The organism is Amycolatopsis sp. cmx-4-61, from assembly GCF_046548775.1.
Taxonomy (GTDB): domain Bacteria; phylum Actinomycetota; class Actinomycetes; order Mycobacteriales; family Pseudonocardiaceae; genus Amycolatopsis.
Window position 1 is genome coordinate 198054 of sequence record NZ_JAEBEI010000012.1, and the last position, 26484, is coordinate 224537.

Consider the following 26484-nt stretch of genomic DNA (forward strand, 5'->3'; position numbering starts at 1 on the left):
GGGAGGCTCGCGTTCCGTTCAGCAGCCGGATCTGGCACCCTGGAGTCCGTGTTGCGGCTTGCAGGTGCACGGCTGCTCGATGATCGGGACTATCCGGCGGTCCGTGCCGCGCTGGCCGCGGACCCGGTGGGCAGCTGCATGGTCAGCGCCCGGGTCGAGGCCGCGGGCCTCGACCCGTGGCGGCTCGGTGGTGAGCTCTGGGCCGCCGACAGCCGTCCGGTCCGGGCCGGACGGCTCCAAGGGCTGTGCTTTTCCGGGCCGAACCTCATCCCGCTGCGCGGCAACGCGCCCGCGTTGCGCTCCTTCGCCGACCGCGCCCTGCGCAGGCAGCGCACCTGCTCCTCGCTCGTCGGGCCCGCCGAGCAGGTCCTCGGCCTGTGGGACGAACTCGAAGGCGAATGGGGCCCGGCCCGCGAAGTCCGGGACGACCAGCCGCTGATGGCGCTGGACAGCACCCCGCTCGTTCCCGCCGATCCGCTGGTCCGCCCGGTCCGGCCGGACGAGCTCGAGCGGTACCTGCCCGCGGCCGTCTCGATGTTCATCGAGGAGGTCGGCGTCGACCCGCGCAGCGGTGACGGCGGCGCCAGCTACCGCGCCCGGGTCACCGAACTCATCGGCGCCGGCCGCGCGTTCGCCCGCTTCGAGGACGGCGAGGTCGTCTTCAAGGCCGAGATCGGCGCCATGTCGGCCACCGTCGGGCAGATCCAGGGCGTCTGGGTGCACCCCGACCGCCGGGGCGACGGGCTCGGCACCGCCGGCACCGCCGCGGTGGTGAACCGGCTGGTCCGCGGCCTCGGCCGCACGGCCAGCCTGTACGTCAACGCCTTCAACACCCCCGCCCTCGCGGCCTACCGCAAGATCGGTTTCAAACAGGTCGGCCAGTACGCGACGGTGCTGTTCTAACCACCCTTCCGTGGCGGTGTTTCAGCCTCGCTGGACCACGCTGACCAGGCACTATCCGGCCATGAGTGCACGTCGACACCGCAGTGCGCTCGCAGTGCTGCTGCTCGTCGCCGCGACCACGGCCGGGTGCTCGGGCGACGGTCCCGAGGACGCCCTTTCCGCCTTCCTGGACGCCGTCGCGTCCGGGGACGTCGCCGCCGCGGCGGCGAACACCGACTCACCCGACGCCGCGAAAACCGTCCTGAGCCAGGTCCGCGGCGTGCTCGACCCCGAAGGCCTCGACGTCGACGACGAAGAGGTCAAGCAGCCCGACGGCGACGTCGTGACCGCCGGGTACCGGCTCACCTGGCACCTGCGGCGCGGCCGCACCTGGTCCTACCGCGCCGACGCCCAGCTGCGGGCGGCCGAGAACGGCTGGCAGGTGCACTGGCAGCCGACGGTCGTGCACCCCCAGCTGGCCGTCGGCCAGACCCTCGGCCTGCTGCCGCAGCTGCCCGACACGGCCCCGGTCCTCGACCGCGACGGCGTGCCGCTGATGCGCCCGCAGACCGTGATCGGCGTGGTCGTCGACCCGCAGAAGGCCGGGGACACGAGGGCCGTCGCCGGGACGCTCGCCAAGGCGCTGCACCGGTACGAGCCGTCGGTCACCGGCCGGTCCGTGCTCGACGGGATGAGCAAGACCAAGCCCGGCGACGCCTACCCGGTGATCACCCTGCGCGCCGGCGACTACCAGCGCGTCAAGCCGGCGATCTACGACCTGCCCGGGGTGCGCTTCGCCAGCCAGGAACGGCTGCTGCCGGTGACCCGCGGGTCCGGGCAGCAGGTCCTGCCCGGCATCCGCGCGCTGGTCGAGCAGCAGCTGGCCGGGGCGGCGGGCTGGCGGATCGTCACCCGGGACGTCACGGGCGGCGAGGTGTCCGAGCTCAAGGCCGAGCCGCCCCGGCTCGCGCCCGCCGTCACGAGCACGCTCAGCACGAAGATCCAGGCCGCCGCGGAGAAGGCGCTCGAAACCGAGCCGCACTCCGCCGCGCTGGTCGCGATCCAGCCCTCGAGCGGGGACATCCTCGCCGTCGCGCAGAACGACGCCGCCGACGAGGAAGGCTCACTGGCGCTGTCCGGGCGCTACCCGCCGGGGTCGACGTTCAAGATCGTCACGGCGGCGGCCGCGCTGGCCACCGGGGACGTCGACGCGGGCAGCCCGGTCGACTGCCCCGGCGCGACGACGGTCGAAAACCGCGTCATCCCGAACGAAGGCCGGTTCGACCTGGGCCGGGTGCCGCTGAAGACGGCGTTCGCGCGGTCCTGCAACACGACGTTCGCCCGGCTCGCGGCCGGGCTCGGCGGCTCCGCGCTCACCGACACCGCCCGCTCCTTCGGCCTCGGCGCGGACTTCGTCGTCCCGGGCCTGACCACGGTCACCGGGGACGTCCCGGCCAGCGACTCCGCCGTGCAGCGGGCGGAAAACGGCTTCGGGCAGGGCCGGGTGCTGACCAGCCCGTTCGGGATGGCGCTGGTCGCGGCGACCGTGCAGGCCGGCAAGGTGCCGTCACCGTCGATCGTCAAGGGCATGCCGGCGGCGACGAAGAACGTGGGCGACCCGCCGTCGCCGGACGTGCTCGACGCCCTGCGCGAGATGATGCGCGAGGTCGTCACCACCGGCACCGCGACCGGGCTGCGGGACCTCCCCGAGGTCGCGGGCAAGACCGGCACCGCCCAGTTCGGCGACGGCTCGCACTCCCACGGCTGGTTCGTCGGCTACCGCGGCGACCTGGCGTTCGCCGTCCTCCTGACCGACGCGGGGTCGTCCAAACCGGCGGTGCAGGCCGCCCACCGGTTCCTGGCGGGGATCGGCTGAGCGGGCCGTCGTAAGGTGGAGGCATGTCCGTTCGTGCCCCGCTCGTTCCCGGCGTCCAGACGCCGCGCCGTGACGTCCCCAGTTCCATCGCCCGTCCCGAGTACGTGGACAAGCCGGCGCCGAAGCGGGACACCGGCAACGGCGTGCGCACGCCCGAGGTGATCGAGGCGATGCGGGTCGCGAGCCGGATCGCGGCGCAGGCCCTGGAGGAGGGCGGCAAGGCCGTCAAGCCGGGCGCCACCACGGACGACATCGACAAGGTGGTGCACGAGTTCCTGCTCGACCACCACGCCTACCCCTCGACGCTGGGCTACCGCCGGTTCCCGAAGTCGTGCTGCACCTCGCTCAACGAGGTGATCTGCCACGGCATCCCCGACTCGACGGTGATCGAGGACGGCGACATCTGCAACATCGACGTCACCGCCTACATCGGCGGGGTCCACGGCGACACGAACGCGACCTTCCTCGCCGGCGACGTCTCCGAGGAGGCCCGCCTGCTGGTGGAGCGCACCCGCGAGGCGACCATGCGGGCGATCAAGGCGGTCCGGCCGGGCCGTCAGCTGAACGTGATCGGCCGGGTCATCGAGTCCTACGCCAAGCGCTTCGGCTACGGCGTGGTCCGCGACTTCACCGGCCACGGCGTCGGCCCGGCGTTCCACACCCCGCCGACGGTCCTGCACTACGAAGAGCCCTCCGTCGACACGATCATCGAGGAGGGCATGACCTTCACGATCGAGCCGATGATCACCCTGGGCACCATCGACTACGACATCTGGGCCGACGACTGGACCGTCACCACGAAGGACAAGAAGTGGACGGCCCAGTTCGAGCACACCCTCGTGGTGACGGCCGACGGCAGCGAAATCCTCACGCTGCCCTGAGTCAGTGGCTGGTGGCCTTCTTGTAGCAGCGCACCGAAAGCGGCACGAAGACCACCAGCAGCACCGCGATCCACAGCACCGAGGCGAGCACGGCGTGCTGCATCGGCCAGACGTCGTGCACCGGCATGGCCGGGCTCGTGTTGCCGAACAGTTCCCGCGAGGCCTGCGTGATCGCCGAAACCGGGTTCCAGTCCGCGATCGCCCGCAGCGGGGCGGGCAGGCGGCCGCTGTCGACGAACGTGTTGGCCAGGAACGTGAGCGGGAAGATCGCCACACTCGATACGTTGTTGAACACCTCGGGCTTGCGGACCGCCAGGCCGAGCGTCCCCATCACCCACGACAGCGCGTAGGCGAAGGCGAGCAGCAGGAGCACCCCGCCGAGGGCCTCGAAGACGCCGGTGTGGATGCGCCAGCCGACCAGCAGCCCCACGAGTCCCATGATCAGCAGGCTCGTCACGTTGAGGATCAGGTCCGCCGTCGTGCGCCCGATCAGCACCGCCGCCGGGGACATCGGCAGGGATCTGAACCGGTCGATGAGGCCCTTCTGCAGGTCGTCGGTCAGCCCGTAGCCGGTGACGATGCTGCCCATCGCCACCGCGAGGACGAAGATCCCCGGCAGCATGAACTCGCGGTACGACATGCCCGGGATGTCGATCACGCTGCCGAAGACGTAGCCGAAGAGCAGCACGAACATCACCGGCATGAACACGATGGACCCCAGCAGGTCCAGCGACCGGACGATCTTGATCGAGTTGCGCTTGGCGACGGTCACGCCGTCGGTGACGGCCATCTGCACCGCGTTCATCACACGGCCTCCTTCGCGGGTTCGGCGGTGTTGTCGGCCTCGTGGCCGGTCAGGGTGAGGAAAACGTCGTCGAGGGTCGGGCGCCGGACACCGACGTCGCGGACGTCGACGCCTTCGGCGGCCAGCAGGGCCAGAGCTTCGGTAAGCGCTTTCGCGCCGTGGCTCACGGGCACGGTGAGCCGGAACGCCTCCGCCTGCGGCTCCCCGCTGGCCAGCCGGGCCAGCGCGCGCCGGGCCACCAGGACGTCGTCGTGCGTGCCGACGGTCAGCTCGATCCGCTCGCCGCCGACGAGGTCCTTGAGCTCGTCGGCGGTGCCGCGGGCGATCACGCGCCCGTGGTCGACGACGGCGATGCTGTCGGCCAGCCGGTCGGCTTCCTCCAGGTACTGGGTGGTGAGCAGCAGCGTGGTGCCGCCCGCGACCAGTTCGGTGATGACGTCCCACAGCTCGGTGCGGGCCCGCGGGTCGAGCCCGGTGGTGGGCTCGTCGAGGAACAGCACCGGCGGGTTGGCCACCAGCGCGCCGGCCAGGTCGAGGCGGCGCCGCATGCCGCCGGAGTAGCCCTTCACCGGGCGGTCGGCGGCGTCCTCCAGGCTGAACCGCGCCAGCAGCTCGCGGCCGCGGGCCTTGGCCCGCCGGGTGCCCAGGTGGTACAGCCGCCCCACCATCTCCAGGTTTTCGGCCCCGGTCAGTTCCTGGTCGACGGCGGCGTACTGCCCCGAGGCGCCGATGTGCGAGCGCAGCTCGTGCGCGTCCTTCACGACGTCGAACCCGGCGACCGTCGCGTGGCCCGCGTCCGGCTTCTGCAGCGTCGTCAGGATCTGCACGGTGGTGGTCTTCCCGGCACCGTTCGGCCCGAGCACGCCGAGCACCGTGCCCTCCGGCACTGCCAGGGTCATCCCGTCGAGCGCGGTGACCTTCCCGTACTTCTTGACCAGTCCCTCGGCCACGATGGCGTCCGGCATGGATTTCCCCTTGTCTCGTGGAGTTTCAGGCCCGGCGGATGACGATGTCGCCGGTGTAGGTGTGGGCTTTGACCTCGACGGTCTCGGTGTTCGACCCGGGGCCGTCGGCGGCGCTGAGCGTGTTGCGGACGGACCCGGTGAGCGAGTTGAGCTCCAGCCACGCGGCACTGCCCTCGCGGATGCCGACCTCGATCTCGCCGACGGCCGTTTCGAGGACGAGCCGGTCGCGCACGACCTCGCCGAGCCGGATGTCGCCGGCGGCGGTCTTGGCGTGCACGCCGGCGTGGGCGAGGTCGACGAGGATGTCGCCGCTGGCGGTGTTGACGCGCAGGTCGCCGGTGACCTCGCCGACGCGGGTCTCGCCGTTGGAGTTCTTCAGCACGGCGGTGCCGTCGATCTCCCGGATCCGCAGTTCGCCGGAGCCGGTGCCGATCTCGGCGTGCCCGGTGGCGCGGTCGACGAAGACGTCCCCGGTCGCGGTGTTCGCTTCGAGCCGGGCGGTTTCGTCGAGGTGGAGGTTGCCCACGGACGTCTTGAGCCGGCTGTCGCCGAGGCGGCCGGTGACGTGGAAGTCGCCCATCGCGGACGTCGCCTTGACGCGGGAGCCGGCCGGCAGTTCGACCGTGACGTGCAGGGCGCCGCCCTTGCCCCACAGCTTGGTGGTGTACTTCGGGCCCTTGACCAGCAACTCGCCGTCGGCGAACTCGACGCGGGTCTTGGCAGCGGCCTTGACGTCCTCGTTGTCGCCGGGATCGGCCGGGTGGACTTCGACGGTGGTTTCGGTGCGGTCGCCGGCGACGATCCGGACGTCGGCGACGCTGACGTCGAGCGTGGCCGCGATCGGCTCGGGGGTGGCGAAACTGGGCATGGCTGCGCCCTCCTGGGGTGTGTTGAGAGTGTTTGCGCTGGTCAGAGCGGGTGGGTCAGCGAACCCAGCCGGTGTACTTCTCGCCGTGGACGGACCGGCGGTGTGCGGGACGGCTCGCGCCGGCGCCGAGTGCGTTGTTCACGGCACGGACCAGCCAGGCGTTGATGGAGAGCCGGTCGCGGCTCGCGGCCTCCTCGACCCGCTGCTTCAGCTGGTCGGGGAGCCGCAGGTTGATCCGCGAGACGGCGCCGTCGTCGGCCTCGGGTGGCGGCGGAACCTCCACCGGACCCGGTTCGGGCGCCGTGGGCAGGGAGACCGCGAACTCCGCTTCGCGGCGGCGAAGGCGTACTTCGACGGAGCCGGGAGCGAGGTCGCGGGTGAGTTCGTCGGCCGCGGCCGACAGCGCGTCGAGCAGGGTGAGCCGGATGGCGGACTCCAGCGGGGAGGCCAGCCGTTCGGCCAGCGTGACCGCGTCCTCGCCGACCGCCTCGGCGGCTGCCGCGAACTCGCGGCGGAGGTTGTCCACGAAGGGCGTCAGATCCATGGCACAAATATGGCACCACGGTGGTGCCACAACAACCCTGAAATGGCACCCTTAGGGGTCATCGATGGGTGAAATCCCAGGTCAGACGCGTTCGATGCGCTCCAGGAGCTCGTCGAGGAACCCGCAGGCCTCGGCGGCGGCGCGGTCCGGGTCGCGGTCCGCGATGGCCTGGGCGAGACCTTCGTGGCCGATTTCCGGCGAGTGGTCGGCGCCCGGGGCGATGCTGGACGTCGTCGCGATGCTGGCCGCGATGACCTCCGTCAGCCCGCGGTAGAGCTCGGTCAGCAGCCGGTTGTGGCCGGCGCCGACGACCGCGCAGTGGAATTCGGCGTCCGTGCGCGCGAAGTCCTGCCAGCGGCCTTCGCGCAGTTCGACCTCGCGGCGGGCGAGCAGCGACCACAGCCCGGCGACCTCGTCCTCGGTCCGCCCGGCGGCCGCGAGGCGCGCGCCTTCGACCTCCAGGGTGCGCCGGACCTGCAGGACTTCCCGCAGTTCCGAGCCGCAGAGCCGGCGGATCGCGCCGGACACCTCGCTCGTGGCGCGCACGTAGGTGCCGTCGCCCTGCCGGACTTCGAGCAGTCCGGTGTGCGCGAGCGCGCGCACGGCCTCGCGGACGGTGTTGCGCCCGACGCCGAGCTGCTCGACGAGCTCGGCCTCGGTCGGGATGCGTTCGCCGATCGGCCATTCGCCCTGTGTGACCGCGGTCCGCAGCTGCTCGATGACCTGGTCGACGAGGCCTGCTCGGCGCGTGGTGGCCAGAGGCACAGGATTATCCCTTCATCCAATCATCCTACGTATGCGATAGTAGCGGGCATGCGCGTCGAACACCGTGAACCCGAACTCGACGGCGCCGTGGCGGCCCGGACACCGGGCGTCGTCGCCGCCGGGGCGCTGCTCGCGGTCGCGGTGGTGCTCACCGCCCTCAACCTGCGCCCGGCCATCACCGGCGTCGGGCCCATGCTCGCCGAGATGCGGGCCGACCTGGGCGCTTCCGTCGTCTGGGCCGGCGTGCTGACGACGCTGCCGACGCTCTGCTTCGCCGGCGCCGGGCTGGCCGCGCCGCTGCTCGCGCGCCGGGCCGGGGTCGGCGCGGCCATCGCGATCGCGCTGGCCGCCCTCGGCGCCGGGCTCGTGCTGCGCGTGCTCGACGGGCCGGCCGTGGTGCTCGGCGGCACGCTCGTCGCCACGGCCGGGATCGCCCTGATCAACGTGCTGATCCCGGTCGTCATCAAGGACTCCTTCCCGGCCCGCATCGGCGTGCTGACCGGCGTCTACACCGCCGCGCTGCAGGGCGGCGGCGCCCTCGGGTCGGCGGTGACCCCGCGGCTCGGCGACGCCCTCGGCGGCTGGCGCCCGGCGCTGGGCAGCTGGGCCGTGCTGGCCGTCGTCGCGCTGCTGGCGTGGATCCTCGCAGCCCGCGGCACCGGCCGGGCCCCGCGGCCCGCCGACGGCGCCGAAGGCGGCCGGTCACTGCTGCGCAACCGGCTGGCCTGGATCGTCACGGCCTTCTTCGGCCTGCAGGCGTTCTACGCCTACGCCGCGATGGGCTGGTTCCCGCAGGTGCTGATGGACGCGGGGGTGCCGCGCGACGACGCCGGGCTGCTGTTCGGCCTGGTCTCGCTGATCGCGGTGCCGATCAGCCTCGTCGTCGCGCCGATGGCGGCCCGGCAGCGCGGGCAGAGCGGGTGGATCGTCGGGCTGGGTGTGTTCGGCGTCGCCGGGACCGCCGGGCTGATGCTCGCGCCGTCGTGGTCGCCGCTGCTCTGGAGCCTCCTCGTCGGGCTCGGGATGAGCACGTTCTCGCTGGCCCTGACCGTGATCGCGCTGCGCGCGCGGACCGGCGGCGACACCGCCCGGCTGTCCGGGATGGCGCAGGGCTTCGGCTACCTGTTCGCCGCGCTCGGGCCGTTCCTCTTCGGCCTGCTGCACGACCTCGCGGGCGGCTGGACCGTGCCGCTGGCCATGCTGCTCGGCCTGCTCGGCGTCCAGCTGACCTTCGGCGCCCTCGCCGGCCGCCACCGCTTCGTCTGAGTCTGCGTCCGGGTCAGTCCAGGGGCAGGCTGAGCAGCGCGTTCTCGATCAGCTCCGGCATCGCCGGGTGGATCCAGTACTGGCCGCGCGCCATGCTCCGCGCGTCGAGGCCGAAGCTCATCGCCTGGACGAGCGGCTGGATCACCGAGGACGCCTGCGGGCCGATGATGTGCGCGCCGAGCAGCTGCCCGGTCGCCGGGTCGGCCAGGAGCTTCGCGAAGCCCGTCGTGTCCTCCATCGCCCAGCCGTAGGCGATCCCGGCGTAGTCCTGCTTCGAGACCACATAGGACACCCCGAGGTCGCGGGCCTTCTGCTCGGTGAGCCCGACCGAGGCGACCTGCGGGTGCGTGAAGACCGCGTGCGGCACGAACCGGTGGTCGGCGGTGATCCGCTCGTCCGGGTGCAGGAGGTTGTGCTGCACCACCCGGGCTTCGTGGTTGGCGACGTGCTTCAGCTCGTGCGGCGACGACAGGTCGCCGAGGGCGTAGATGCCGTCGACCACGGTCTCCTGGTGGTCGTCCACCACGACGTGCCCACTGTCCATTGTGGTCACTCCGGTGGCGGCCACGTCGAGCAGGTCGGAGTTCGGCTTCCGGCCGGTGGCGATGAGCAGCACGTCACCCTCGACGGTTTCGGCGCCCTGCGGCCCTTCGAGGTCGAGCGCGATGCCGCTCTCGGTCCGGCGTGCCCGCACGGTCTTGCGGTCGAGGCGGACGTCGAACCGCTGGGCGGCCAGCTCGGTGAAGCGGGCGCTGACGTCCTCGTCCTCCGAGCGCAGCAGCCGCCCGGAGCGGTTGACCAGGGTGACCTGCACGCCGAAGGAGGCGAAGACGTGCGCGAACTCGGCCGCGATGTAGCCACCGCCCAGGATGACGATCCGCGCGGGCAGCTCGTCGAGCCGCATCACGGTGTCGGAGGTGTGGTAGTCGACGCCGTCCAGGCCCGGGATGTCCGGGATGACCGGGCGCCCGCCCGCGGCGAGCACGAACTTGTCGGCGGTCAGCACCTCGTCCGGGCGTCCGTCGGCGAAGCTGACGCGCAGCTCCTTGTGGCCGGTGAAGCGGCCGGTGCCCTCGTAGACGTCGACGTTCGCGTTGTCTTCGTGGCTGCGGCGGTATTCCGCGCCGCCCTCGGCGATCGGGTCGATGCGGCCGAAGATCCGGTCGCGGATGTCGCGCCAGCGCACGCCCTTGAGCTCTTCGTCGACGCCGTACTTGGCGCTGTGCGAAGGCGTGTACGCGACGTCGGCGGCGTACACGAACATCTTCGTCGGGATGCAGCCGACGTTCAGGCAGGTGCCGCCGAAGGTGCCCTTCTCCACGATCGCCGTCTTCTGGCCGGCGAAGCCGGGGCCGAGGATGGAGTTCCCCGATCCCGTCCCGACGATCACCAGGTCGTAGTGGGGCACTGCATCCTCCGCGGGGTCCGGGTCCGGTCGGTTCACCCTAGCCAACCGCGCCGCGCCGGCGGGTGTTCCCGGTTGTGCTCAACGTCGTAGTGCGGCGTATTGCGTCGTATTACGTGGTCAGTGGCCGGTGGTCAGTGGTCAGTGGCCGGTGGCGGTGAAGTGCATCCGGTCGGTCGGGCTGTGCCAGTTCCCGCCCCAGCTCCACCCGATGGCCGCGAACGCGCGCACGGTCGCGTCGCCGGCCAGTACCATCCCGGGCCGCCGGCGCGAGCGGTCGACGTACGCCGAGGCCAGCTCGGGCAGCACGAGATCGCCCTGGGTGTAGGGGTTGCAGAACGGGTTGACGTCCACGGCGAGCCCGGAGGCGTGCGCCGACCAGTTCGGCTGCCCGCGCGCCGGGCGGCAGACGAAGGCGCTGGTCGAGTTGCCGTCCCCGGTCGGCGGCGCGGTGAGCTCCGCCGGGCTGGTCACGCGCATCTCCTCGAGCGGGAAGCGGGCGGCGAAGAGCTGCCCGAAGACCTTCGTGATCCCCGCCGCGCCGGCGGCGTTCACCAGCATTTCGCCGGTGTGCGCGCGACCGTCGAAGCCCCAGAAGGACATCGTCAGGTAGCGGAGGTCGGCCGCCTTGACGGGGCAGGCCGGCTGCCAGGTGCTGCGCGCGAGGACGTCCGCGGGCACGGCGCTGATCGTCGAGGCGTACGCGGTGCCGATCGGCGGCGGAATGAGGTCTTTTGTCGGAAGTGCCCGGTTCACCAGTTCGGGTGGCGTCGGCTCGACCTCGCCGAAGCCGTCGGAGCGGCGGGGGAGCGGCCGGCCACCGACCGGCCAAGGGGCGGTGGACGCACTCGACGTCGGTGCCGCGGTCGTCGTGCTCGGCGTGCTCGTCCTCGTCGCCGGCGCGGAAGGTGCAGGCCGCGGCGACGACGGTACTTCCGCCGAGCACGCGCCCAGGGTGAGGGCCAGTGCCGCCCCCGCCGCCGCCGTCCGCCACATCCGGTCAGCTTGGCAGAAGCGGCCCCCGGCCGGAGACCACCCGTTCCAGTGACACCGTTTTGGGCCCCCTCGGCCTAGGGTATTGAGGGCACGTCGTTCACGCACCGGAGTCATCCGCGTGCCGAGTGCTCAACGTTGTGCTGCGTCGAAAAGGGGAAGACCCATGTCCGTGAAGTCCCGCCGATCCCTGCTGTTCGCGAGCGGCGTGCTCCTCGCGGTCGCCGCGGTCGCCGTGCCGGTCGTGGCGGGCACGGCGGGCACGGCGGCGGCCGACCCGGGTGCCGCCGGGTCCGGCACCCAGGCGCGGATCGTCGGCGGCAACCAGGCTTCCCTGGCCGACCACCCGTACGCGGTGTACCTGACCGACGCGGGCGGCAACCAGTTCTGCGGCGCGGTGATCGTCAGTTCCACCTCGGTCGCGACGGCGGCCCACTGCGCCAAGGCGGTGGCGAAGCAGGACATCCGCGTGGTGGCCGGCCGCGAGGACAAGCGCACCAGTGACGGTCAGGTCCTCGGCGTCTCCAAGGTCTGGGTCAGCCCGAGTTACACCGACCCGACGAAGGGGGCCGACGTCGCGGTGCTGACCGTGCGCGGCCAGCTCGGCTACCGGCCCGCGAAGCTGCCCGACAGCGGTGACGCGGGGCTGTACGCCAAGGGCACGCAGGCGACGGTGCTGGGCTGGGGCCGCATCGCCGACGGCGGGGACCGCTCCGACTACCTGCGCAGCGCCCAGGTCCCGGTGGTCTCGGACAGCGAATGCCACGCCGACTACAGCGTCTACGACCAGCGAACCATGGTGTGCGCGGGCTACACCGAGGGCGGCATCGACGCCTGCCAGGGCGATTCCGGCGGCCCGCTCGTGGTGGGGGACACGCTGATCGGCATCGTCTCCTTCGGCGACGGCTGCGCGAAGGCGAACAGGCCGGGCGTCTACACGCGCGTCTCCACGTACGCAGGCGACATCGAGGCCCAGGCCAAGCCGCGCCTGCTCGGCTGAGCGTGCTAAGCAGGGGTATGCCGACCCTGCACGACGCCACCGGTCCCGACCTGACCGCCGCCCAGCTGCACGACATCCTCCGCCTGCGCGTCGACGTGTTCGTCGTGGAGCAGAAAGCGGCGTACCCGGAACTCGACGGTCGTGACCTGCTGCCCGACACCCGGCACCTGTGGTTCGAAGACGCCGGTTCGGTCGTGGCGTACCTGCGGGTGCTGCTCGACCCGGGCGGCATCCGCCGCATCGGCCGCGTGGCGACGGCGGCGCCCGCCCGCGGCGCCGGCCTGGCCGCCCGCCTGATGGACGCGGCCCTCACCATCCCCGGCGAGTACGTCCTCGACGCCCAAACGTACGTCCAAGGCTTCTACGCCCGCTACGGCTTCATCCCGGAAGGCGAGGAGTACACCGACGACGACGGAATCCCCCACATCCGCATGCGCCGCCACCCGTGACCAAAGGGTCAACTCGCGTGATTGAGGGGTCAACTCGCGTGATTGGGAGGTCAACTCGCGTGATTGGAGGGTCAACTCGCGTGATTGAGGCGACGACACGGCCAGCACCCCCGGCAGCGTCGTGTCGACCCCCCAATCACGTGTGTCGACCCCCCAATCACGCGTGTCGACCCTCCGATCACGTGTGTCGACCCTCCGATCACGTGTGTCGACCCGGGGATCACGCGGTCCGACCCGTCGGGGACGCCGAACGGCCCTTTCGGTGTGGCTCAGGTGATTGCGCCGTGGGGGGCCGTTGCGGTGATGACCTTGACCGCACGGTCCACATCGGACTCCGTGAGGTCGGCCCGCGCGGTCAGCCGCAGCCGTGAGATGCCGTCCGGCACCGACGGCGGCCGGAAGCACCCGACGCGGATACCCTGCTCCGCGCACGCCGCCGCCCACGCCACCGCCGTCTCCGCGGACGGCGCCTGAACCGAGATCACGGCGGCGTCCGGCAGGCTCGCCTTCAACCCCGCCGCCTTCAGCGACATCGCCAGGTTGCCCGCGTTCTCGACTACCTTCTCGGCCATCCCCGGCTCTTCCTTCAACGCGTGCAACGCCGCCAGCGCGGCCGCGGCGCTCGCGGGCGCCAGCGCCGTGTCGAAGATGAAGCTGCGTGCCGTGTCCACGAGGTGCTTGATCACCCGACGCGGCCCCACCACCGCGCCGCCCTGGGCGCCGAGGGACTTCGACAGCGTCAACGTCGTGACGACGTCGGGTGCGCCCGACAGCCCGGCCGCGTGGACCGCGCCGCGCCCACCGTCGCCCAGGACGCCGAAACCGTGGGCGTCGTCCACCAGCAGCGCCGCGCCGTGCGAACGGCAGATGCCGGCCAGCTCCTCGAGCGGCGCGAGGTCGCCGTCGACCGAGAACACCGAGTCCGTCACGACCAGCGCGCGCGGCTTCCGGCGGGTCGCCAGCGCGTGCTTGATCGCCGACGGCGTCGAGTGCGCGACCGCGGCGACGTCGGCCCGCGACAGCCGGCAGCCCTCGATCAGCGAGGCGTGGATGTACTTGTCGGTGACGATGGCCGATTCGGACCCGGACAGCGCCGTCACCGCGCCGAGGTTCGCGGCGAAACCGGAGGAGAACACGAGCGCGGCCTGCGCGCCGCAGAACCGGGCGAGCTCCAGCTCCAGCTCGGTGTGCAGCTCGGTCGAGCCGGTGACCAGCCGGGAGCCGGTCGACCCCGCACCCCAGCGCAGGGCGGCGGCCGCGGCGGCGCCGGCCACGCGCTTGTCACGGGCCAGCCCGAGGTAGTCGTTGCCGGCCAGATCGAGCTCGTCGGCCTGCGCGGGACGCGGCCGCAGCTGCCGCACGAGCCCGGCGTTCGCCCGCTTCTCCGCCTCGGCGTCGAGCCAGTCGAAAACCTCGTCGGGCGGGGGCGTCGGCGGCGTAGTCACGTCCCGCAGTCTCCCATCCACGCCTCGCGCCACCGCCAAGCGGGCCCGGAAACGCCGGAAGCCCCGGACCGCGTGGTCCGGGGCTTCCGAAGGAACAACTCAGCTGTCGTAGCCGCGACGCGGGCCACGGCTCGGGCGGCCGTAGCCGCCACCGTTGCCCGAGCGGGGCTGACGGCCGCGGCCGCCGAAGCCGCCGGGACGGCCTTCGCGGTCGCCGCCGCGGTAGCCGCCACGGTCACCGCCGCGCTCGCCACCACGGTCGCCGCCGCGGTCACGGTCGCCGTAGCCGCGGTCGCCGCCGCGGCTGTAGCCGCCGCGCTCGCCGCCACGGTTCGAGCCGCCGAAGCCGCGGTCACCGCGGAAGCCACCGCCGCCGCGACGCGGGCTTTCGCGCCGCCGCTCGACGACCGGCTCGCCGCTGGGCTCCTTGGCGCCGGTGATGCGGGACAGCTCGGGGTCGCCCGGGCGGACCGTGGTCGACTCCGCGCGCACGCCGGCGCGGTCGGTCAGGCGGCGGACCATCCGGCGCTGGTCGTGCGTCGCCACGGTGACGACCACGCCGGACGCCCCGGCGCGGGCCGTGCGGCCGGCGCGGTGCAGGTAGTCCTTGTGGTCGGCCGCCGGGTCGACGTGCAGCACCAGCGAGATGTCGTCGACGTGGATGCCGCGCGCGGCGACGTCCGTGGCGACCAGCACCGGGGTGTGGCCTTCCTTGAAGTCGGCGAGGACGCGGTTGCGCTGCCCCTGCGTCTTGCCGCCGTGCAGCGCCGCCGCGTTCACGCCCTGCTCGCGCAGGCGCTCGGCGAGGCGGTCGACGTGGTGCTTGGTGCGCACGAACATGATCGTGCGGCCGTCGCGGGCGCCGATCTGCGTGATGACGTCCTGCTTGTCCTGGTGCGACACCTGGAGCACGTGGTGGTCCATGGTCGTCACGCTGGCGGTCGACGGCGCGACCGAGTGCGTGACCGGGTCGCTCAGGTACTGCTTGACCAGGCGGTTGACGTCGCCGTCGAGGGTCGCGGAGAACAGCAGCCGCTGACCACCCGGCGGGGTGAGGTCCATGATCTCGCGGACCTGCGGCATGAAGCCCATGTCCGCCATCTGGTCGGCCTCGTCGAGGGCGATGAAGTTGCAGTCGCCCAGGTGCGCGGTGCCCTGCCGGACGTGGTCCGACAGCCGGCCGGGGGTGGCGATCAGCAGGTCGACGCCGCGGGACAGGGCGTCCGCCTGGCGGGCGAAGGCCATGCCGCCGACGGCCGTGCGGCACCACAGGCCGAGCGACTTGGCCAGCGGGGTCAGCGAGTCGGCGACCTGCATGGCCAGCTCGCGGGTCGGGACCAGGATCAGCGCGCGGGGGCGCTTCGGGCGGGCCTTGCCGCCGTCGAGCCGGGCCAGCATGGCCAGGCCGAAGGCGAGGGTCTTGCCGGAGCCGGTCTGGGCGCGGCCCAGCACGTCGCGGCCGGCCAGCGCGTCCGGGATGGTCGCGGACTGGATGGGGAAGGGGCTGTTGATGCCCGCCTCGCTGAGCGCGCGGAGCAGCGGCTCCGGCAGGCCCAGTTCGGCGAAGGTCTTGGTGGCCACGAGCTCGACCGCGTCGTCGCGCAGCATGTCGCCGCCGGCCGGGCGGGTGCGCGGCTTGCGGTCGGGACGGCCCGCGTGCGCGGACGTCGAGGAAGGGCCGGAGTTGAACGTGACGGTCACAAATGCCTCTCGGACGTGGTTCGTCGCAAGGGAGGCCCGGGCAGCCCGCGCGCAGGCAGGGCAAGATGGTGTGCGATGGGCGTTCACAGGGACGGACCCGGCACACCGTGTCATCGCTTGCCGACACTGCGCGCCGCTGGGGTTACTTCGGATCACCGCGAGCCATTCGGTGGCGGGGCCTTTTAACGACTCTGGAGGCGACGGACACCAACTCATCCACGCCGCCGGTTGCGGTCTGTGTTCACTGTACCCGAGGCGGAGCTGGTCCGGCGCATCGAGGTCACCGGTTGTGGGCGGCGTCGCAGCCGTGTTCCGCACCACAGCCGCGACGCCGCCGCGGAATCACCCGAGCCCGGCCGCCGAAACGAGCTCGGCCAGCAGTTCTCCGACCCGCGTGACGTGCTCGCCGAGGCCGCGTCCGTGGAACCAGCCGGCCAGGTTGCGCACGTCCCGCGCCAGGAATTCGACGCCGCCGGGGTTGGCGACGACGTCGACGACCTGGGGCAGGTCGATCACCATCAGCCTGCCCCGGTGCACGAGCAGGTTGTACGCCGAGAGGTCGCCGTGCGCGAGCCCCTCGGAGGCGAGCAGCTCGAGCGCCGCGGTGGCCTGGAACCACAGGTCCTTCAGCTCGCCGGGGTCCGGGCGGACCTGGGCCAGCCGCGGTGCGGCCGTGCCGTCGTCCTCGCCGAGGAACTCGAGCAGCAGTTCCGTCCCCTCGCGCTGCACCGGGTAGGGCACCGGCGCGCCGAGCGTCCACAGGCGACTCAGCGCGGCGAACTCCGCGACCGCCCACTGCTCGGCGATGAGGTTGCGGCCGAACGCGCTGCGCTGCGCCATCGCCCGCATCTCGCGGGACCGGCGCAGCCGCCGCCCTTCGAGGTAGCCGGCGTCGCGGTGGAACAGCTTGTGTTCGTCGCTGCGGTAGCGCTTCGCGGCGAGCAACGTGCCCGGGGTGCCGGGCAGTGCACGCCTCAGGAGGTGGACATCGGCTTCCTTGCCGGTCTTGAGGACGCCGAGGTCGGTGTCGACCGCGGCGAGCTGGGTGACCACCCAGTCCGGCCGGGGGAGCGGGCCGTGCTCGGCGTCGTCCCAGGTGGACCAGCGGTCGGCGCCGTCGGGCAGCTGGTTTTCGGTGTAGGCGTCGTCGCGCAGTTTCGCGAGGCGGACGCGTTCGGCTTCGGTCAGCCGTCCGCTGCGCGTGGGTTCGGGTTCGTCGAACCGCCCGCGGCGGCGCGATCGCATCGGGCGGCGCGTGGGCCGGTCGTCGGGAAAGTCTTCGTGGTCGTGCTGACGCACTGGTGGGTTCTCCTCGATCAGGGATGCCCCACCGGGCGCGTGGTCAGCCTCGGGGGGCGGGTGGGTGAGGGCGCGAAAGGGCCCGGACAGTCATCACGACAGGCACCTCCCGTTCTCCTGCACCGGCTCCCTGCCGGGTGGGCACAGGATGCCGGACCGGTCCGGCACCGCACAACCGAGTTTCACGGCGGCGTCGCGAACGGAGTATTCGTGACGTCCCCTTGAATCCGGCCCGGCGGCGTGGTCACGATGGAAGCGCAGGCCGGACTCGGGAGGGGCGGCGGATGGACAGCTACGACGTGGTGATCGTCGGCGGCGGGCACAACGGCCTGGTGGCGGCCGCTTACCTGGCGCGGGCGGGCCGGTCGGTGCTCGTGCTCGAACGGCGGGAGGAGACCGGTGGCGCCGCCGTCTCGTTCCGCGCGTTCGAGGGCGTGGACGTCCGGCTTTCCCGCTACTCGTACCTGGTCAGCCTGCTGCCGAAGAAGATCGTCACCGATCTCGGCCTCGACGTGGAGCTGCGACGGCGCCGCATGTCGTCCTACACCCCGTCGGGCGGCTCCGGTCTCCTTGTCGACACGGGTGACGCCGTCCGGACGGCGGCGTCGTTCCGGGCGGTCACCGGGTCCACTTCGGACTTCTCGGCCTGGCGGCGGTTCTACGAATTGACCGGGCGTGTCGCCGGGCGCGCGTTCGGGACGCTCACCGAACCGCTTCTGTCCGAAGTGGACTTCCGCGCCCGCGTCGGCGACGCGGAAGCGTGGTCGTGGCTGTTCGAACGGCCGATCGGCGAGGCGCTCACGTCCTGGTTCGGCGACGACACGGTGCGCGGCGTGGTCCTCACCGACGCGCTGATCGGCACGTTCGCCCCGGCGGACGGCGAGGACCTGCGGCAGAACCGGTGCCTGCTCTACCACGTGATCGGCAACGGCACCGGCGACTGGGACGTCCCGGTCGGCGGCATGGGCGCGGTCACCCGTTCGCTCGCGGCGGTCGCCGCCGCGGCGGGCGCGCGCCTGGTGACCGGTGCGGAAGTGCTCTCGGTCGACCCGGACGGCGAGGTGCGGTATCGGCGCGCCGACACCGGATTCGCCGTCCGGGGCGGGCGAGTCCTGGCGAACGTCGCGCCGGCGACGCTCGCCCGGCTGCTGGGCGACGATCCGGCGGAGCGCCCGGAAGGCGCCCAGCTGAAGGTGAACATGGTCCTGACGCGGCTGCCGAGGCTGCGTGACCCCGGCGTCGACCCGGCCGACGCGTTCGGCGGCACCTTCCACGTCAACGAAACCTTCACGCAGTTGGAGGCGGCGTACCGCGAGGCGGCCGCGGGCAGGATCCCCTCGCTGCCGCCCTGCGAAATCTACTGCCACTCGTTGACGGACCCGTCGATCCTCGGCCCGGCCGAACGCTCGGCCGGCACGCACACCCTCACCCTGTTCGGCCTGCACATGCCGGCCCGCCTCTTCGAGGGGCGCAACGACGAGGCACGCGAAGCGGCGTTGCGCGCGACGCTCGCTTCGCTGAACAGCGTGCTGGCCGAGCCGATCGAGGACTGCCTGCTCACCGCGCCGGACGGCAGGCCCTGTGTGGAAGCGAAAACGCCGCTGGACCTGGAAGCCGAGCTGGGCCTTCCGGCGGGGCACATCTTCCACCGGGACCTGTCGTGGCCGTACGCGGAAGACCCGGCCCAGGCCGGCCGCTGGGGCGTCGAGACGGCCCACGAACGCATCCTGCTGTGCGGCGCGGGTGCCGCGAGAGGAGGCGGGGTGAGCGGCATCCCCGGCCACAACGCGGCGATGGCCGTCCTCGGCGCGGGGTGATCCGGGTCAGGCGTCGTGTTCGGTGCACAGACAGGCGACGCCCGGCTCGATCCACTCGCGCCCGGCCCATTCCGGGTGCCGCCCGACGAGCAGGGCACGGACCTCGGCGGTGATTGCGTCCACGCCCATGGCCGAGTCCCGGCGCCGCCAGGTTTCGTCGCGCAGCTCCCGCAGGTAGTCGCGGACGTCGGTGAGCACCGCCGGCCCGCCGGTTTCGCCGTGGCCGGGCACGACCACCCGCGGCCGGCTCGAAACCAGCCGGTCGAGGACCGCGAGCCAGCCGACGCCCGAGACGGCCGTGTCGTGCGGCGGGAACCACGGGAAGATGGCGAACTGCCCGGTCTCGGCCAGGTCGCCGGTGAACAGGACACCGGCGTCCGGCACCTCGACGACCTGGTCGCCGGCGGTGTGACCGCGGCCGGTCGGCCGCAGCCGGACGGTCCGGCCGCCGAGGTCGAGCGTGTGCTCGTCGTAGATCTCGTCGGGGGTGGGCACGGTGACGCCGTCGAGGCGGCGGGCGATCGGCTCGCCGAGGCCGCGGAACATCTCCAGGTAGCCCGGGCCGCGGGTGGCGAGGTCCTCGGCCTGGCCGCGGTTGACCAGGTAGGTGGCTTCACCGGCGAACACCTGCGCGCCGAACGCGTGCTCGGGGTGGAAGTGCGTCGTGGTCAGGTACAGGCGGCGGCCCTTCGCCACTTCGCGGGCGAAGGCGAGCACCTGCGCCGCGTTTTCGGTGCCGATGCCCGTGTCGACGACGAGGACGGCTTCGGTGCCGCCCACGACACCGATGTTCGGCACCAGGTCGACGTGGTCGTTCGGGATCACCAGGAGGTCGGGGGCGATCTCCCGGGCGCCGGAGACGCGCACGGCGGGATCGGTCAGCTCGGTCATGCCCCGATTCCACCGCCGCCACCCGGCGGCCGTCCAAGACCGGTTCGGTGGTGCCGATACCGGGCGAATATCGTCGCCGGTCATGGAGCTGCGCACGCTGCGGTACTTCGTCGCGGTCGCCGAAGAACTCCACTTCGGCCGGGCCGCCGCGCGGCTGCACATGAGCCAGCCGCCGCTCAGCCGGGCCATCAAGCAGCTCGAAACGGACGTCGGCGCCGTCCTGCTGCTGCGGTCCGCGGCGGGCGTCACGCTCACCCCGGCCGGGACGGCGCTGCTGGCCGAGGCACGGGCGCTGCTCGACCAGGCCGACCGGGCCCGGGTGCGGGTGGCCACGGCCGCGGGCACGCCGGCCCTCACCGTGGGCATCCTCGGCGACGGCGCCGACCCGGCCGCGAACCGGCTCGCCGACGCCTACCGGCAGCAGCACCCGGAGGTCGAGGTCCGCGTCCGCGACGCCGACCTCACCGATCCGACCTGCGGGCTGCGCGCCGGGCTCGTCGACGTCGCGCTGACCCGCGGGCCGTTCGACGAGACCGGCCTGGAGGTGCACGTCCTGCGGGCCGACCCGGTGGGTGCGGTCCTGCGCGCCGACGACCCGCTGGCCGGCCGCGAGCACCTCGCGCTCGCCGACCTGGCCGGACGGCGCTGGTTCCGGTTCCCCGACGGCACCGACGCCCGCTGGCAGGCGTACTGGCACGGCGGTGAACCCCGGGAAGGGCCGGTGGTGCGGGCAGTCCAGGAGTGCCTGCAGGCGGTGCTGTGGAACGGCACCGTCGGGCTGATGCCGCTCGGGCACCACCGGCCGCCGGGCGAGCTGGTCGTGGTGCCGCTGACCGGCCTGGCCCCGAGCCCGGTGGTGGTCGCCTGGCAGCACGGCGACGCGAACCCGCTGATCGGCTCGTTCGCCCGGATCGCGACGGCCGCCTACCGCGCCTGAGCTGGCGTCCCCGTCGACCTCGGCCGCGACAGCCTCGCCGCGGCCCTCGACGGGTTTCCTCGAAGCCCCGGCCGCCTGCTTCGCCCGCAACGAGTTCCACCGCCCGTCCGTGCAGAAAACGACCGGCGCGAGGCGTTCGTCGACGCGGTCCGCGGGCAGCGTCGCGCGGGAAGCTAGACCACCGGCGCGCGGCGGACGTCGTACAGGTCCCAGTCCAGCTGCCAGAACGCCTCGATGCCGTGCTCGCGGATGTACTTCCGCTCGGTGTCGTGCACCGGGTAGCACCCGGCGATGCTGACCGGCGGCCCGCCGATGTCGATGAGCGTGTACTGGTGCGCGTCGAGGCCCGCCGGCGCCGACACCGCGAACGCCGTCATCGACGACTCCGGGGCGATCGGCTGGCCGAAGTCGATGGTGTCGCCGTAGACGAACGGGCAGGTGCCGCGCAGCTGCTCGGCGAGGTAGCCGATGGCCAGCGCCCAGACCGGGTCGTCGGACCGGACGCTGATCCACAGCTCCGGCCGCACGCCGTGCCAGTCCGGGTGGTCGGCCAGGGACAGGCCGTAGGTGGCGCCGGTCAGGTAGCGCGGTTCCGGCTCGTCGGCGTAGACGAACGCGATGACGTCGTCGAGGCCCGGTTGCGTCGACGGGATGGGCTGCAGCCGGGGCGCGGCGGACCCCGTCAGGGTGTCGAGATGGGCGAAATACCGCTCGGCACGGCTCGGCATGGCGCGCAGCATACGACCGCCCGGGTGCCGGCGGCGGTCATCCCCTGCTGGCCCCGGCGCGGCAAGATCGGGCAGGGTGGACGGTATGCGAGTGCTCGTGATCGGCAGCGGAATCGGCGGGGCGGCGACGGCCTGGCACCTCGCGGGCCGCGGCGCGGAAGTGGTCGTCGCGGACGCGGCGCGCCCGGGCACGGCGACCGAGGCCGGCGCCGGCATCGTCAGCCCCTGGACATCGCGCCGGGACGACGCGCTCTACCCGCTCGCGGCGGCGGCCGGCCGGTACTACCGCGAATTCACGGCGGAGCTCGACGGGTCGTCGTTCGAGGTGGTCGGCGGCATGGTGGTCTCGGCGGACGACGGCGAGCTGGCCGAGGTCCACGAGCGGCTGACGGCCCGGGCGGCGGACGCCCCCGAGATCGGCGAGGTCCGGCGCCTGGAGCCGGCGCAGGCCCGGGAACTGTTCCCGGCGCTGGCGCCCGGGCTGGGCGCGGTGCACCTGGCGGGCGCGGGCCGCGTCGACGGGCACCGGCTGCGCCGCGCGCTCCTGGCGGCGGCCGAGCGGCGGGGCGCGAAGTTCGTCGAGGGCGAGGTCGCGGTGCGCGCGGACGGCACGGTGGCGACCCCGGACGGCCCCCTGGAAGCGGACAGCGTGGTGGTCGCGGCCGGGGCGTGGAGCCGGGAACTGCTGGCGCCGCTGGGGATCGACCTGCCGGTGACCCCGCACCGCGGCCAGCTCAGCCACTTCGACCTGCCGGGCACGGAGACGGCGGCGTGGCCGGTGGTGTTGCCCCGCAGCAGCCACTACCTGCTCGCGTTCCCGGGCGGCCGGGTGGTGGCGGGCGCGACCCGCGAGGCGGAATCGGGCTTCGACTACCGCGTCACGGCGGCCGGGCAGCGCGAAGTGCTGGAGCACGCCCTGGCGGTGGCCCCGGGCCTCGCGGACGCGACGCTCGCGGAGACCCGGGTCGGCTTCCGCCCGGGCACCCCGGACGGCCTGCCGGTCCTGGGCTCGATCCGCCCGGGCTTGACGGTGTCGACGGGCTTCGGGGCCGGTGGGCTGACGAACGCGCCGTTCGCGGGGAAGCTGGTGGCGGCGGTGGCCTTGGGGGAGGACCCGGGCTTCGACCTGAGCCCCTTCGCACCGGACCGGTTTTGAGCGGGTACCGGCTCCGCGCGGCGACCGAGGCCGATTTGTCACAGATCCTCGACGGCGCGAGCTCGCGCCGGCCTCCCGGCGGTGATCCCGCCTCGGGCGTGTCAGCCCTCGGTGACCAGGTCCAGGGCGTGGTCGCCGGTGCGCTCCACGACCAGGCCCCCCTTCGTGATCACCTTCACCAGCTGGTCCACAGTGGACGGCTCCGCGCGGGTGGTCACCAGCACCCGGGCCAGGCGGCCCTTGTACGCCTTGTTGAAGTGGCTCACCGTCACGCGCTCGCCGCGGGCGCTCTCCGTCACCACGCGGACCGTCACCGCGTCCGGGCGCAGCTTGGCGAACGCCGAGTACGTGCCCGAGCGCAAGTCCACCACCAGGCCCTCCACCGCCTGCAGCACCGGCTCGAGGACCGGCTTCCACAGGCCGCGGACCGTCCCCAGCGCCGGCAGGGAGTTGCCGCCCGAGAGGCGGTACGCCGGGATCGGGTCCGTCGCCGAGACCACGCCGAACAGCGATGACGTCACCACCAGCCGCCGGTGCGCCTTCTCCAGACCCGCCCTCGTGAAGCTCTTCACGTCGAGCGCGTCGTACAGCACGCCGGTGTAGCGGCGCAGCGCCGGCATCGTCGGGGACGTCCACAGCTGCGCGTTCCGCGCGACCTCGCCGCCCTGCCGCTCGGTGATGCCCAGCGCGGCGATGCTGGCCGGGACGTCCGCGGCCAGTTCGGTCAGCGCGTCCGCGAGCTTCGCGCGCGTCGGGTTCAGCTCGGGGAACGACAGCTTGCCGAGGTCGAGCGGACCGCCGCGGCCGCCGTCGGCCTTGGTTTCGGAGGGGGGCAGGAGCACCAGCACCCACCGAGCGTAAATCGGCGTGCACGGACGCCGCCGTCCGGCCTAGCCTCCCGGCATGGACCTGACCTGGCGCCCGTTGACCCTGGACGACGCTCCCGCCCTCGCCCGGCTGTACGCGGCCGCCGAGGACGTCGACCAGACGGGGGAGCACTTCAGCGCGGACGACCTGCGCGAAGAGCTCGACGCCCCCAACGTGGACCTGGCCCGCGCCACCGTCGGCGCCTGGGCGGGCGGCGAGCTCGTCGGCTACGGTCTCGCCCGCCGCCGCGACGCCGCCGAACCCGTGCACATGATCCGGCTCCAGTCCGTCGTGCACCCGGCGTACCGCAGCGACGCCGTCGGCGGTCACCTGGTCGAGTGGTTCGCGCGCACGAGCCGCGAGGTCCACGAGCGCGCCTTCCCGGGCGCGCCGCTCGAACTGCACCACGGCAGCCACCAGAACGAACGCTGGATCGCCGGCGTCCTCACCCGCGCGGGGTACACGCACGACCGGACGATGGTCACCATGCGCGTCGGCCTCGCCGACCTGCCGCCGCAGCCGCCGCTGCCCGACGGCTTCGAGGCGGTGCCCTTCGACTTCGAGCACGACCTCGCCGCCCTCGACGCCCGCAACGACACCTTCGCCGGCCACTGGGGCAGCACGGTCTACCAGCCCGACGCCTGGCGCCACCTGGTCACCGGCTCGAAGGACTTCCGCCCGGACCTGTCGTTCCTCGTGCTGGACGGCGAAAAGGTGCTCGCGTTCGTCCTGAGCCACCACTACGCGTTCCAAACCGCGGCGACGGGCCTCCGCGAGCACTACGCCACCTGGGTGGGAACCCGGGCCGCCCTGCGCGGCCGCGGCGTCGCGTCCGGGTTGCTGGGGCACACGCTCCTGGCGGCGAAAGCCGCGGGATTCGACCGGTCGGCCCTCAACGTCGACGTCGACAACGCCCACCGCGCGCTGGGTGTTTACGAACGCTGCGGATATCGCGTCGACGACGAATGGCACGTGTACGTGCTGTCCTGAAAATGGGACGCCCCACCGCCGATCGGGGAATGGACGGCATTCGTACCATCACGACATGAAGCCGACTTCCACCTCGCCCGGTTCGAGGGCATTGGCCGCATCGCTGCGCGAAGTGCGGGTAGCGCGGGGAAAGGGCCTGCGCGAACTCGCGCGGATGGTGCGGATTCTGCCGCAGTTGTTGTCGGCGTGGGAAAAGGGACAGCGCGTACCGCAACCGGAGGACGTGGCGCGGCTGCTGGGCGCACTGCGGGTCGACGACGTGACGTACGACCGCATGATGCGCCTGGCCAGGCGCGCCGGGGACGACAACTGGCTCGATTCCCACCCGTCCGATTTGCCGCCCGCGCTGAGCGGGATCGTCGAGTACGAGCGCACCGCCACCCGCATCACGAACTGGTACCACGCGATCGTGCCCGGACTTCTGCAGACGCCCGATTACGCCCGCACCATCCTGAGCAATTCGGAAATCAGCCTGGAGCAGGCCGATGCGATGCTCGTCGTGCGATTGAACCGCCAGCGCATCCTCACGAAGGCCGATCCCGTCCGGCTGACCGCACTGATCGGCGAGATTGCCATCCGCGACGAGATCGGCAGTGCCGACATCATGTCGGACCAGGCCGATCACCTGCTGGAAATGATGAAGCTGCCGAACATCTCGCTGCGGATCGTACCTGCGAAGATCGGCTACCACCCCGGGTTGATCGGCTCGTTCATCCTCTATGAATTCGCGGGCCTGCCGACGATCGTGCACCTGGAAAACTCGCACGCGACAGCATTCCTGCACGAGGCCGAGGTGGTCGGCGACTATGTGAAGCAGGCTAAGCTCCTGTCGAGGAAAGCGTTGGGCGAAGACGACACCCGAGCCCTGCTTCGGGAGGTCGCGCGATAGTCCGGGAGGCCACGGGATGAACGGTTGGCGTAAGTCGAGCTACAGCGGCGGCCAGTCGGATTGCGTCGAGGTGAAGCTCGATCGTTCGGTCGGCATCCGGGACACGAAGGCCCGGGAGCGCGGCCAGCTGACCGTCTCCCGCGCCGCGTGGGCCGCCGCCCTCAGCGCTCTACGAGGTTGAGCAGCTCCTCGCCCTGCACGTACCGGCGCAGCTGCTCCGCCGCGAGCTTCTTCGCGCGCGGATAGAACGATGCCGACCCGCCCGCGATGTGCGGGGTGATGACCACGCCCGGTACCGTCCACAGTGGATGGTCCGCGGGCAGCGGTTCCGGCTCCACGACGTCGAGACCGGCGCGCAGCCGCCCGGTGCGGGTCTCGGCCAGGAGCGCTTCGGTGTCGATCGCCGTGCCGCGGCCGACGTTGATCACCAGGGCGTCGTCGGGGAGCGCGGCGAGTTCGTCCGGGCCGATGAGGCCGCGTGTCGCCGGGGTGTCCGGCAGGACCAGCACGACGATGTCGGCCTCGGGCAACAGCTCGGGCAGTTCGGCTACGCCGTGGACGTCCTCGCCGGGACGGGGGCGGCTCGCCACCCGCGTCACCACGGCCTCGGCGGCGACGAGCTGACGTTCGACGGCCCGCCCGATCGAGCCGTACCCGACGAGGAGGACCCGGCTGTCGGCCAGCGACCGCGTGTGCTCGCGCGTCCACTCACCGCGCGTCTGCTGCGCGAACCAGCGCGGCAGGTCGCGCTGCGCCGCGTGGATCAGCGCCAGGGCGTGCTCGGCGACGCTCAGGTCGTGCAGCCCGCGCCCGTTGGCCAGCCGGACGCCGTCGGGCAGGAGCGGCACCAGCGTCTCGACACCCGCCGACAGTGACTGCACCACCCGAAGCGACGGCAGTTCCTTGATCAGCTTCGGCGGCTCCGGCCCGCGGTCGTAGGGCAGCACGTAGAACTCGACGTCCCCGAGATCGGCCGGAGGGGCGCCGTCGCCGTCGTAGTACGCGGCGCCGAGCCCCTCCGGCACGTCGATGTCGGTCCACGGCAGCAGTACGCGAGCGCTCATG

At 72.6% G+C, this 26484-nt stretch carries 27 protein-coding genes; 13 read left to right on the plus strand and 14 right to left on the minus strand.

The genetic code is table 11. The features are described 5' to 3' along the window. Positions 1 to 48 precede the first annotated feature (48 nt). The 3 genes from ACLJOU_RS29800 (at position 49) to map (ending at position 3639) form a co-directional block, all read left to right on the plus strand. The gene (locus ACLJOU_RS29800) at positions 49 to 903 is read left to right on the plus strand and encodes a GNAT family N-acetyltransferase (RefSeq protein ID WP_410571873.1); all 855 of its coding nucleotides are present in this window, start codon (positions 49 to 51) and stop codon (positions 901 to 903) included. 61 nt (positions 904 to 964) lie between these two features. Continuing rightward, a complete protein-coding gene (locus ACLJOU_RS29805) occupies positions 965 to 2758 on the plus strand; it encodes a penicillin-binding transpeptidase domain-containing protein (RefSeq protein ID WP_410571875.1) in 1794 nt (597 codons plus the stop codon). Positions 2759 to 2781: 23 nt separating this feature from the next. Next, positions 2782 to 3639 carry a type I methionyl aminopeptidase gene (gene map, locus ACLJOU_RS29810; protein ID WP_410571877.1) on the plus strand — a complete coding sequence of 286 codons (858 nt, stop codon included), beginning with the start codon at positions 2782 to 2784 and terminating at the stop codon, positions 3637 to 3639. A 1-nt stretch (position 3640) separates the two neighbouring features. On the opposite strand, the gene ACLJOU_RS29815 is transcribed toward map, so the two are convergent. From ACLJOU_RS29815 to ACLJOU_RS29835, 5 genes are all read right to left on the minus strand, one after another. Then, positions 3641 to 4444 (minus strand): ABC transporter permease, encoded by an 804-nt coding sequence (locus tag ACLJOU_RS29815; RefSeq protein ID WP_410571878.1) that lies wholly within the window; start codon positions 4442 to 4444, stop codon positions 3641 to 3643. Then, positions 4444 to 5409 carry an ATP-binding cassette domain-containing protein gene (locus tag ACLJOU_RS29820; RefSeq protein ID WP_410571879.1) on the minus strand — a complete coding sequence of 322 codons (966 nt, stop codon included), beginning with the start codon at positions 5407 to 5409 and terminating at the stop codon, positions 4444 to 4446. The genes ACLJOU_RS29815 and ACLJOU_RS29820 overlap by 1 nt, the downstream gene beginning before the upstream one ends. 25 nt (positions 5410 to 5434) lie before the next feature. Further along, on the minus strand, positions 5435 to 6277 hold the full coding sequence (locus ACLJOU_RS29825) for a DUF4097 family beta strand repeat-containing protein (RefSeq protein ID WP_410571880.1): 843 nt from the start codon (positions 6275 to 6277) through the stop codon (positions 5435 to 5437). 55 nt (positions 6278 to 6332) lie between these two features. After that, positions 6333 to 6821, minus strand: coding sequence for a hypothetical protein (locus ACLJOU_RS29830; protein WP_410571881.1), 489 nt, complete (start codon positions 6819 to 6821; stop codon positions 6333 to 6335). A gap of 81 nt (positions 6822 to 6902) precedes the next feature. Then, positions 6903 to 7586 carry a FadR/GntR family transcriptional regulator gene (locus ACLJOU_RS29835; protein WP_410571882.1) on the minus strand — a complete coding sequence of 228 codons (684 nt, stop codon included), beginning with the start codon at positions 7584 to 7586 and terminating at the stop codon, positions 6903 to 6905. A 48-nt stretch (positions 7587 to 7634) separates the two neighbouring features. Here ACLJOU_RS29835 and ACLJOU_RS29840 point away from each other — a divergent pair, with 48 nt between their 5' ends. Next, entirely contained in the window at positions 7635 to 8852 is a 1218-nt protein-coding gene (locus ACLJOU_RS29840; protein WP_410571885.1) for a CynX/NimT family MFS transporter, read from the plus strand. 13 nt (positions 8853 to 8865) lie between these two features. On the opposite strand, the gene ACLJOU_RS29845 is transcribed toward ACLJOU_RS29840, so the two are convergent. Beyond that, positions 8866 to 10260, minus strand: coding sequence for a mycothione reductase (locus ACLJOU_RS29845; RefSeq protein WP_410571887.1), 1395 nt, complete (start codon positions 10258 to 10260; stop codon positions 8866 to 8868). 138 nt (positions 10261 to 10398) lie between these two features. Further along, the gene (locus ACLJOU_RS29850) at positions 10399 to 10938 is read right to left on the minus strand and encodes a M15 family metallopeptidase (RefSeq protein ID WP_410571888.1); all 540 of its coding nucleotides are present in this window, start codon (positions 10936 to 10938) and stop codon (positions 10399 to 10401) included. Positions 10939 to 11095: 157 nt separating this feature from the next. Between ACLJOU_RS29850 and ACLJOU_RS29855 the strand changes: the two genes are divergently transcribed. From ACLJOU_RS29855 to ACLJOU_RS29865, 3 genes are all read left to right on the plus strand, one after another. Next, the gene (locus tag ACLJOU_RS29855) at positions 11096 to 11305 is read left to right on the plus strand and encodes a hypothetical protein (protein ID WP_410571890.1); all 210 of its coding nucleotides are present in this window, start codon (positions 11096 to 11098) and stop codon (positions 11303 to 11305) included. Between the two features lie 111 nt (positions 11306 to 11416). Next, positions 11417 to 12250: a S1 family peptidase gene (locus ACLJOU_RS29860; protein WP_410571892.1), complete on the plus strand. Its 834-nt coding sequence runs from the start codon at positions 11417 to 11419 to the stop codon at positions 12248 to 12250. Positions 12251 to 12267: 17 nt separating this feature from the next. Continuing rightward, positions 12268 to 12699 (plus strand): GNAT family N-acetyltransferase, encoded by a 432-nt coding sequence (locus ACLJOU_RS29865; RefSeq protein ID WP_410571894.1) that lies wholly within the window; start codon positions 12268 to 12270, stop codon positions 12697 to 12699. Between the two features lie 269 nt (positions 12700 to 12968). On the opposite strand, the gene ACLJOU_RS29870 is transcribed toward ACLJOU_RS29865, so the two are convergent. The 3 genes from ACLJOU_RS29870 to ACLJOU_RS29880 form a co-directional block, all read right to left on the minus strand. Further along, on the minus strand, positions 12969 to 14144 hold the full coding sequence (locus tag ACLJOU_RS29870) for an 8-amino-7-oxononanoate synthase (protein ID WP_410571896.1): 1176 nt from the start codon (positions 14142 to 14144) through the stop codon (positions 12969 to 12971). 99 nt (positions 14145 to 14243) lie between these two features. Continuing rightward, positions 14244 to 15845 (minus strand): DEAD/DEAH box helicase, encoded by a 1602-nt coding sequence (locus tag ACLJOU_RS29875; RefSeq protein ID WP_410571898.1) that lies wholly within the window; start codon positions 15843 to 15845, stop codon positions 14244 to 14246. A 342-nt stretch (positions 15846 to 16187) separates the two neighbouring features. Beyond that, on the minus strand, positions 16188 to 17144 hold the full coding sequence (locus ACLJOU_RS29880; RefSeq protein ID WP_410571900.1) for a serine protein kinase RIO: 957 nt from the start codon (positions 17142 to 17144) through the stop codon (positions 16188 to 16190). Positions 17145 to 17428: 284 nt separating this feature from the next. On the opposite strand from ACLJOU_RS29880, the gene ACLJOU_RS29885 reads away from it, so the two are divergent. Further along, positions 17429 to 18961, plus strand: coding sequence for a phytoene desaturase family protein (locus ACLJOU_RS29885; protein ID WP_410571902.1), 1533 nt, complete (start codon positions 17429 to 17431; stop codon positions 18959 to 18961). Positions 18962 to 18967: 6 nt separating this feature from the next. Here the strand turns inward: ACLJOU_RS29885 and ACLJOU_RS29890 are convergent, their stop codons facing one another. Next, complete coding sequence (locus ACLJOU_RS29890) at positions 18968 to 19852, minus strand: MBL fold metallo-hydrolase (protein WP_410571904.1); 885 nt, start codon at positions 19850 to 19852, stop codon at positions 18968 to 18970. A gap of 82 nt (positions 19853 to 19934) precedes the next feature. Here ACLJOU_RS29890 and ACLJOU_RS29895 point away from each other — a divergent pair, with 82 nt between their 5' ends. Continuing rightward, a complete protein-coding gene (locus ACLJOU_RS29895) occupies positions 19935 to 20789 on the plus strand; it encodes a LysR family transcriptional regulator (RefSeq protein ID WP_410571905.1) in 855 nt (284 codons plus the stop codon). Between the two features lie 173 nt (positions 20790 to 20962). On the opposite strand, the gene ACLJOU_RS29900 is transcribed toward ACLJOU_RS29895, so the two are convergent. Further along, the gene (locus ACLJOU_RS29900; protein ID WP_410571907.1) at positions 20963 to 21517 is read right to left on the minus strand and encodes a suppressor of fused domain protein; all 555 of its coding nucleotides are present in this window, start codon (positions 21515 to 21517) and stop codon (positions 20963 to 20965) included. A gap of 85 nt (positions 21518 to 21602) precedes the next feature. Here ACLJOU_RS29900 and ACLJOU_RS29905 point away from each other — a divergent pair, with 85 nt between their 5' ends. Beyond that, positions 21603 to 22673 (plus strand): NAD(P)/FAD-dependent oxidoreductase, encoded by a 1071-nt coding sequence (locus tag ACLJOU_RS29905; protein ID WP_410571909.1) that lies wholly within the window; start codon positions 21603 to 21605, stop codon positions 22671 to 22673. 101 nt (positions 22674 to 22774) lie between these two features. Here ACLJOU_RS29905 and yaaA read toward each other — a convergent pair whose 3' ends face one another. Further along, positions 22775 to 23521 carry a peroxide stress protein YaaA gene (yaaA, locus tag ACLJOU_RS29910; protein WP_410571910.1) on the minus strand — a complete coding sequence of 249 codons (747 nt, stop codon included), beginning with the start codon at positions 23519 to 23521 and terminating at the stop codon, positions 22775 to 22777. Between the two features lie 55 nt (positions 23522 to 23576). Between yaaA and ACLJOU_RS29915 the strand changes: the two genes are divergently transcribed. Genes ACLJOU_RS29915 through ACLJOU_RS29925 form a run of 3 tightly spaced genes read left to right on the plus strand, consistent with a single transcriptional unit; the run spans position 23577 to position 25600 of the window. Next, positions 23577 to 24530, plus strand: coding sequence for a GNAT family N-acetyltransferase (locus ACLJOU_RS29915; protein ID WP_410571912.1), 954 nt, complete (start codon positions 23577 to 23579; stop codon positions 24528 to 24530). A gap of 55 nt (positions 24531 to 24585) precedes the next feature. Continuing rightward, a complete protein-coding gene (locus ACLJOU_RS29920) occupies positions 24586 to 25419 on the plus strand; it encodes a helix-turn-helix domain-containing protein (protein ID WP_410571914.1) in 834 nt (277 codons plus the stop codon). Positions 25420 to 25435: 16 nt separating this feature from the next. Then, on the plus strand, positions 25436 to 25600 hold the full coding sequence (locus ACLJOU_RS29925) for a DUF397 domain-containing protein (RefSeq protein WP_410571916.1): 165 nt from the start codon (positions 25436 to 25438) through the stop codon (positions 25598 to 25600). Here the strand turns inward: ACLJOU_RS29925 and ACLJOU_RS29930 are convergent. Next, complete coding sequence (locus tag ACLJOU_RS29930) at positions 25581 to 26483, minus strand: 2-hydroxyacid dehydrogenase (protein ID WP_410571918.1); 903 nt, start codon at positions 26481 to 26483, stop codon at positions 25581 to 25583. The genes ACLJOU_RS29925 and ACLJOU_RS29930 overlap by 20 nt on opposite strands. Between the last annotated feature and the right edge of the window lies 1 nt (position 26484).

Bases quoted from the DNA above. Each gene is read 5' to 3' on its own strand.
- ACLJOU_RS29900 (WP_410571907.1), bottom strand. From the start codon at position 21,517: ATGCCGAGCCGTGCCGAGCGGTATTTCGCCCATCTCGACACCCTGACG.
- ACLJOU_RS29830 (WP_410571881.1), bottom strand. From the start codon at position 6,821: ATGGATCTGACGCCCTTCGTGGACAACCTCCGCCGCGAGTTCGCGGCA.
- ACLJOU_RS29890 (WP_410571904.1), bottom strand. From the start codon at position 19,852: ATGACCGAGCTGACCGATCCCGCCGTGCGCGTCTCCGGCGCCCGGGAG.
- ACLJOU_RS29885 (WP_410571902.1), top strand. From the start codon at position 17,429: ATGGACAGCTACGACGTGGTGATCGTCGGCGGCGGGCACAACGGCCTG.
- ACLJOU_RS29865 (WP_410571894.1), top strand. From the start codon at position 12,268: ATGCCGACCCTGCACGACGCCACCGGTCCCGACCTGACCGCCGCCCAG.
- ACLJOU_RS29930 (WP_410571918.1), bottom strand. From the start codon at position 26,483: ATGAGCGCTCGCGTACTGCTGCCGTGGACCGACATCGACGTGCCGGAG.
- ACLJOU_RS29915 (WP_410571912.1), top strand. From the start codon at position 23,577: ATGGACCTGACCTGGCGCCCGTTGACCCTGGACGACGCTCCCGCCCTC.
- ACLJOU_RS29920 (WP_410571914.1), top strand. From the start codon at position 24,586: ATGAAGCCGACTTCCACCTCGCCCGGTTCGAGGGCATTGGCCGCATCG.
- ACLJOU_RS29905 (WP_410571909.1), top strand. From the start codon at position 21,603: ATGCGAGTGCTCGTGATCGGCAGCGGAATCGGCGGGGCGGCGACGGCC.
- ACLJOU_RS29825 (WP_410571880.1), bottom strand. From the start codon at position 6,277: ATGCCCAGTTTCGCCACCCCCGAGCCGATCGCGGCCACGCTCGACGTC.
- ACLJOU_RS29925 (WP_410571916.1), top strand. From the start codon at position 25,436: ATGAACGGTTGGCGTAAGTCGAGCTACAGCGGCGGCCAGTCGGATTGC.
- map (WP_410571877.1), top strand. From the start codon at position 2,782: ATGTCCGTTCGTGCCCCGCTCGTTCCCGGCGTCCAGACGCCGCGCCGT.
- ACLJOU_RS29840 (WP_410571885.1), top strand. From the start codon at position 7,635: ATGCGCGTCGAACACCGTGAACCCGAACTCGACGGCGCCGTGGCGGCC.
- ACLJOU_RS29805 (WP_410571875.1), top strand. From the start codon at position 965: ATGAGTGCACGTCGACACCGCAGTGCGCTCGCAGTGCTGCTGCTCGTC.
- ACLJOU_RS29895 (WP_410571905.1), top strand. From the start codon at position 19,935: ATGGAGCTGCGCACGCTGCGGTACTTCGTCGCGGTCGCCGAAGAACTC.
- ACLJOU_RS29860 (WP_410571892.1), top strand. From the start codon at position 11,417: ATGTCCGTGAAGTCCCGCCGATCCCTGCTGTTCGCGAGCGGCGTGCTC.
- ACLJOU_RS29820 (WP_410571879.1), bottom strand. From the start codon at position 5,409: ATGCCGGACGCCATCGTGGCCGAGGGACTGGTCAAGAAGTACGGGAAG.
- ACLJOU_RS29815 (WP_410571878.1), bottom strand. From the start codon at position 4,444: ATGAACGCGGTGCAGATGGCCGTCACCGACGGCGTGACCGTCGCCAAG.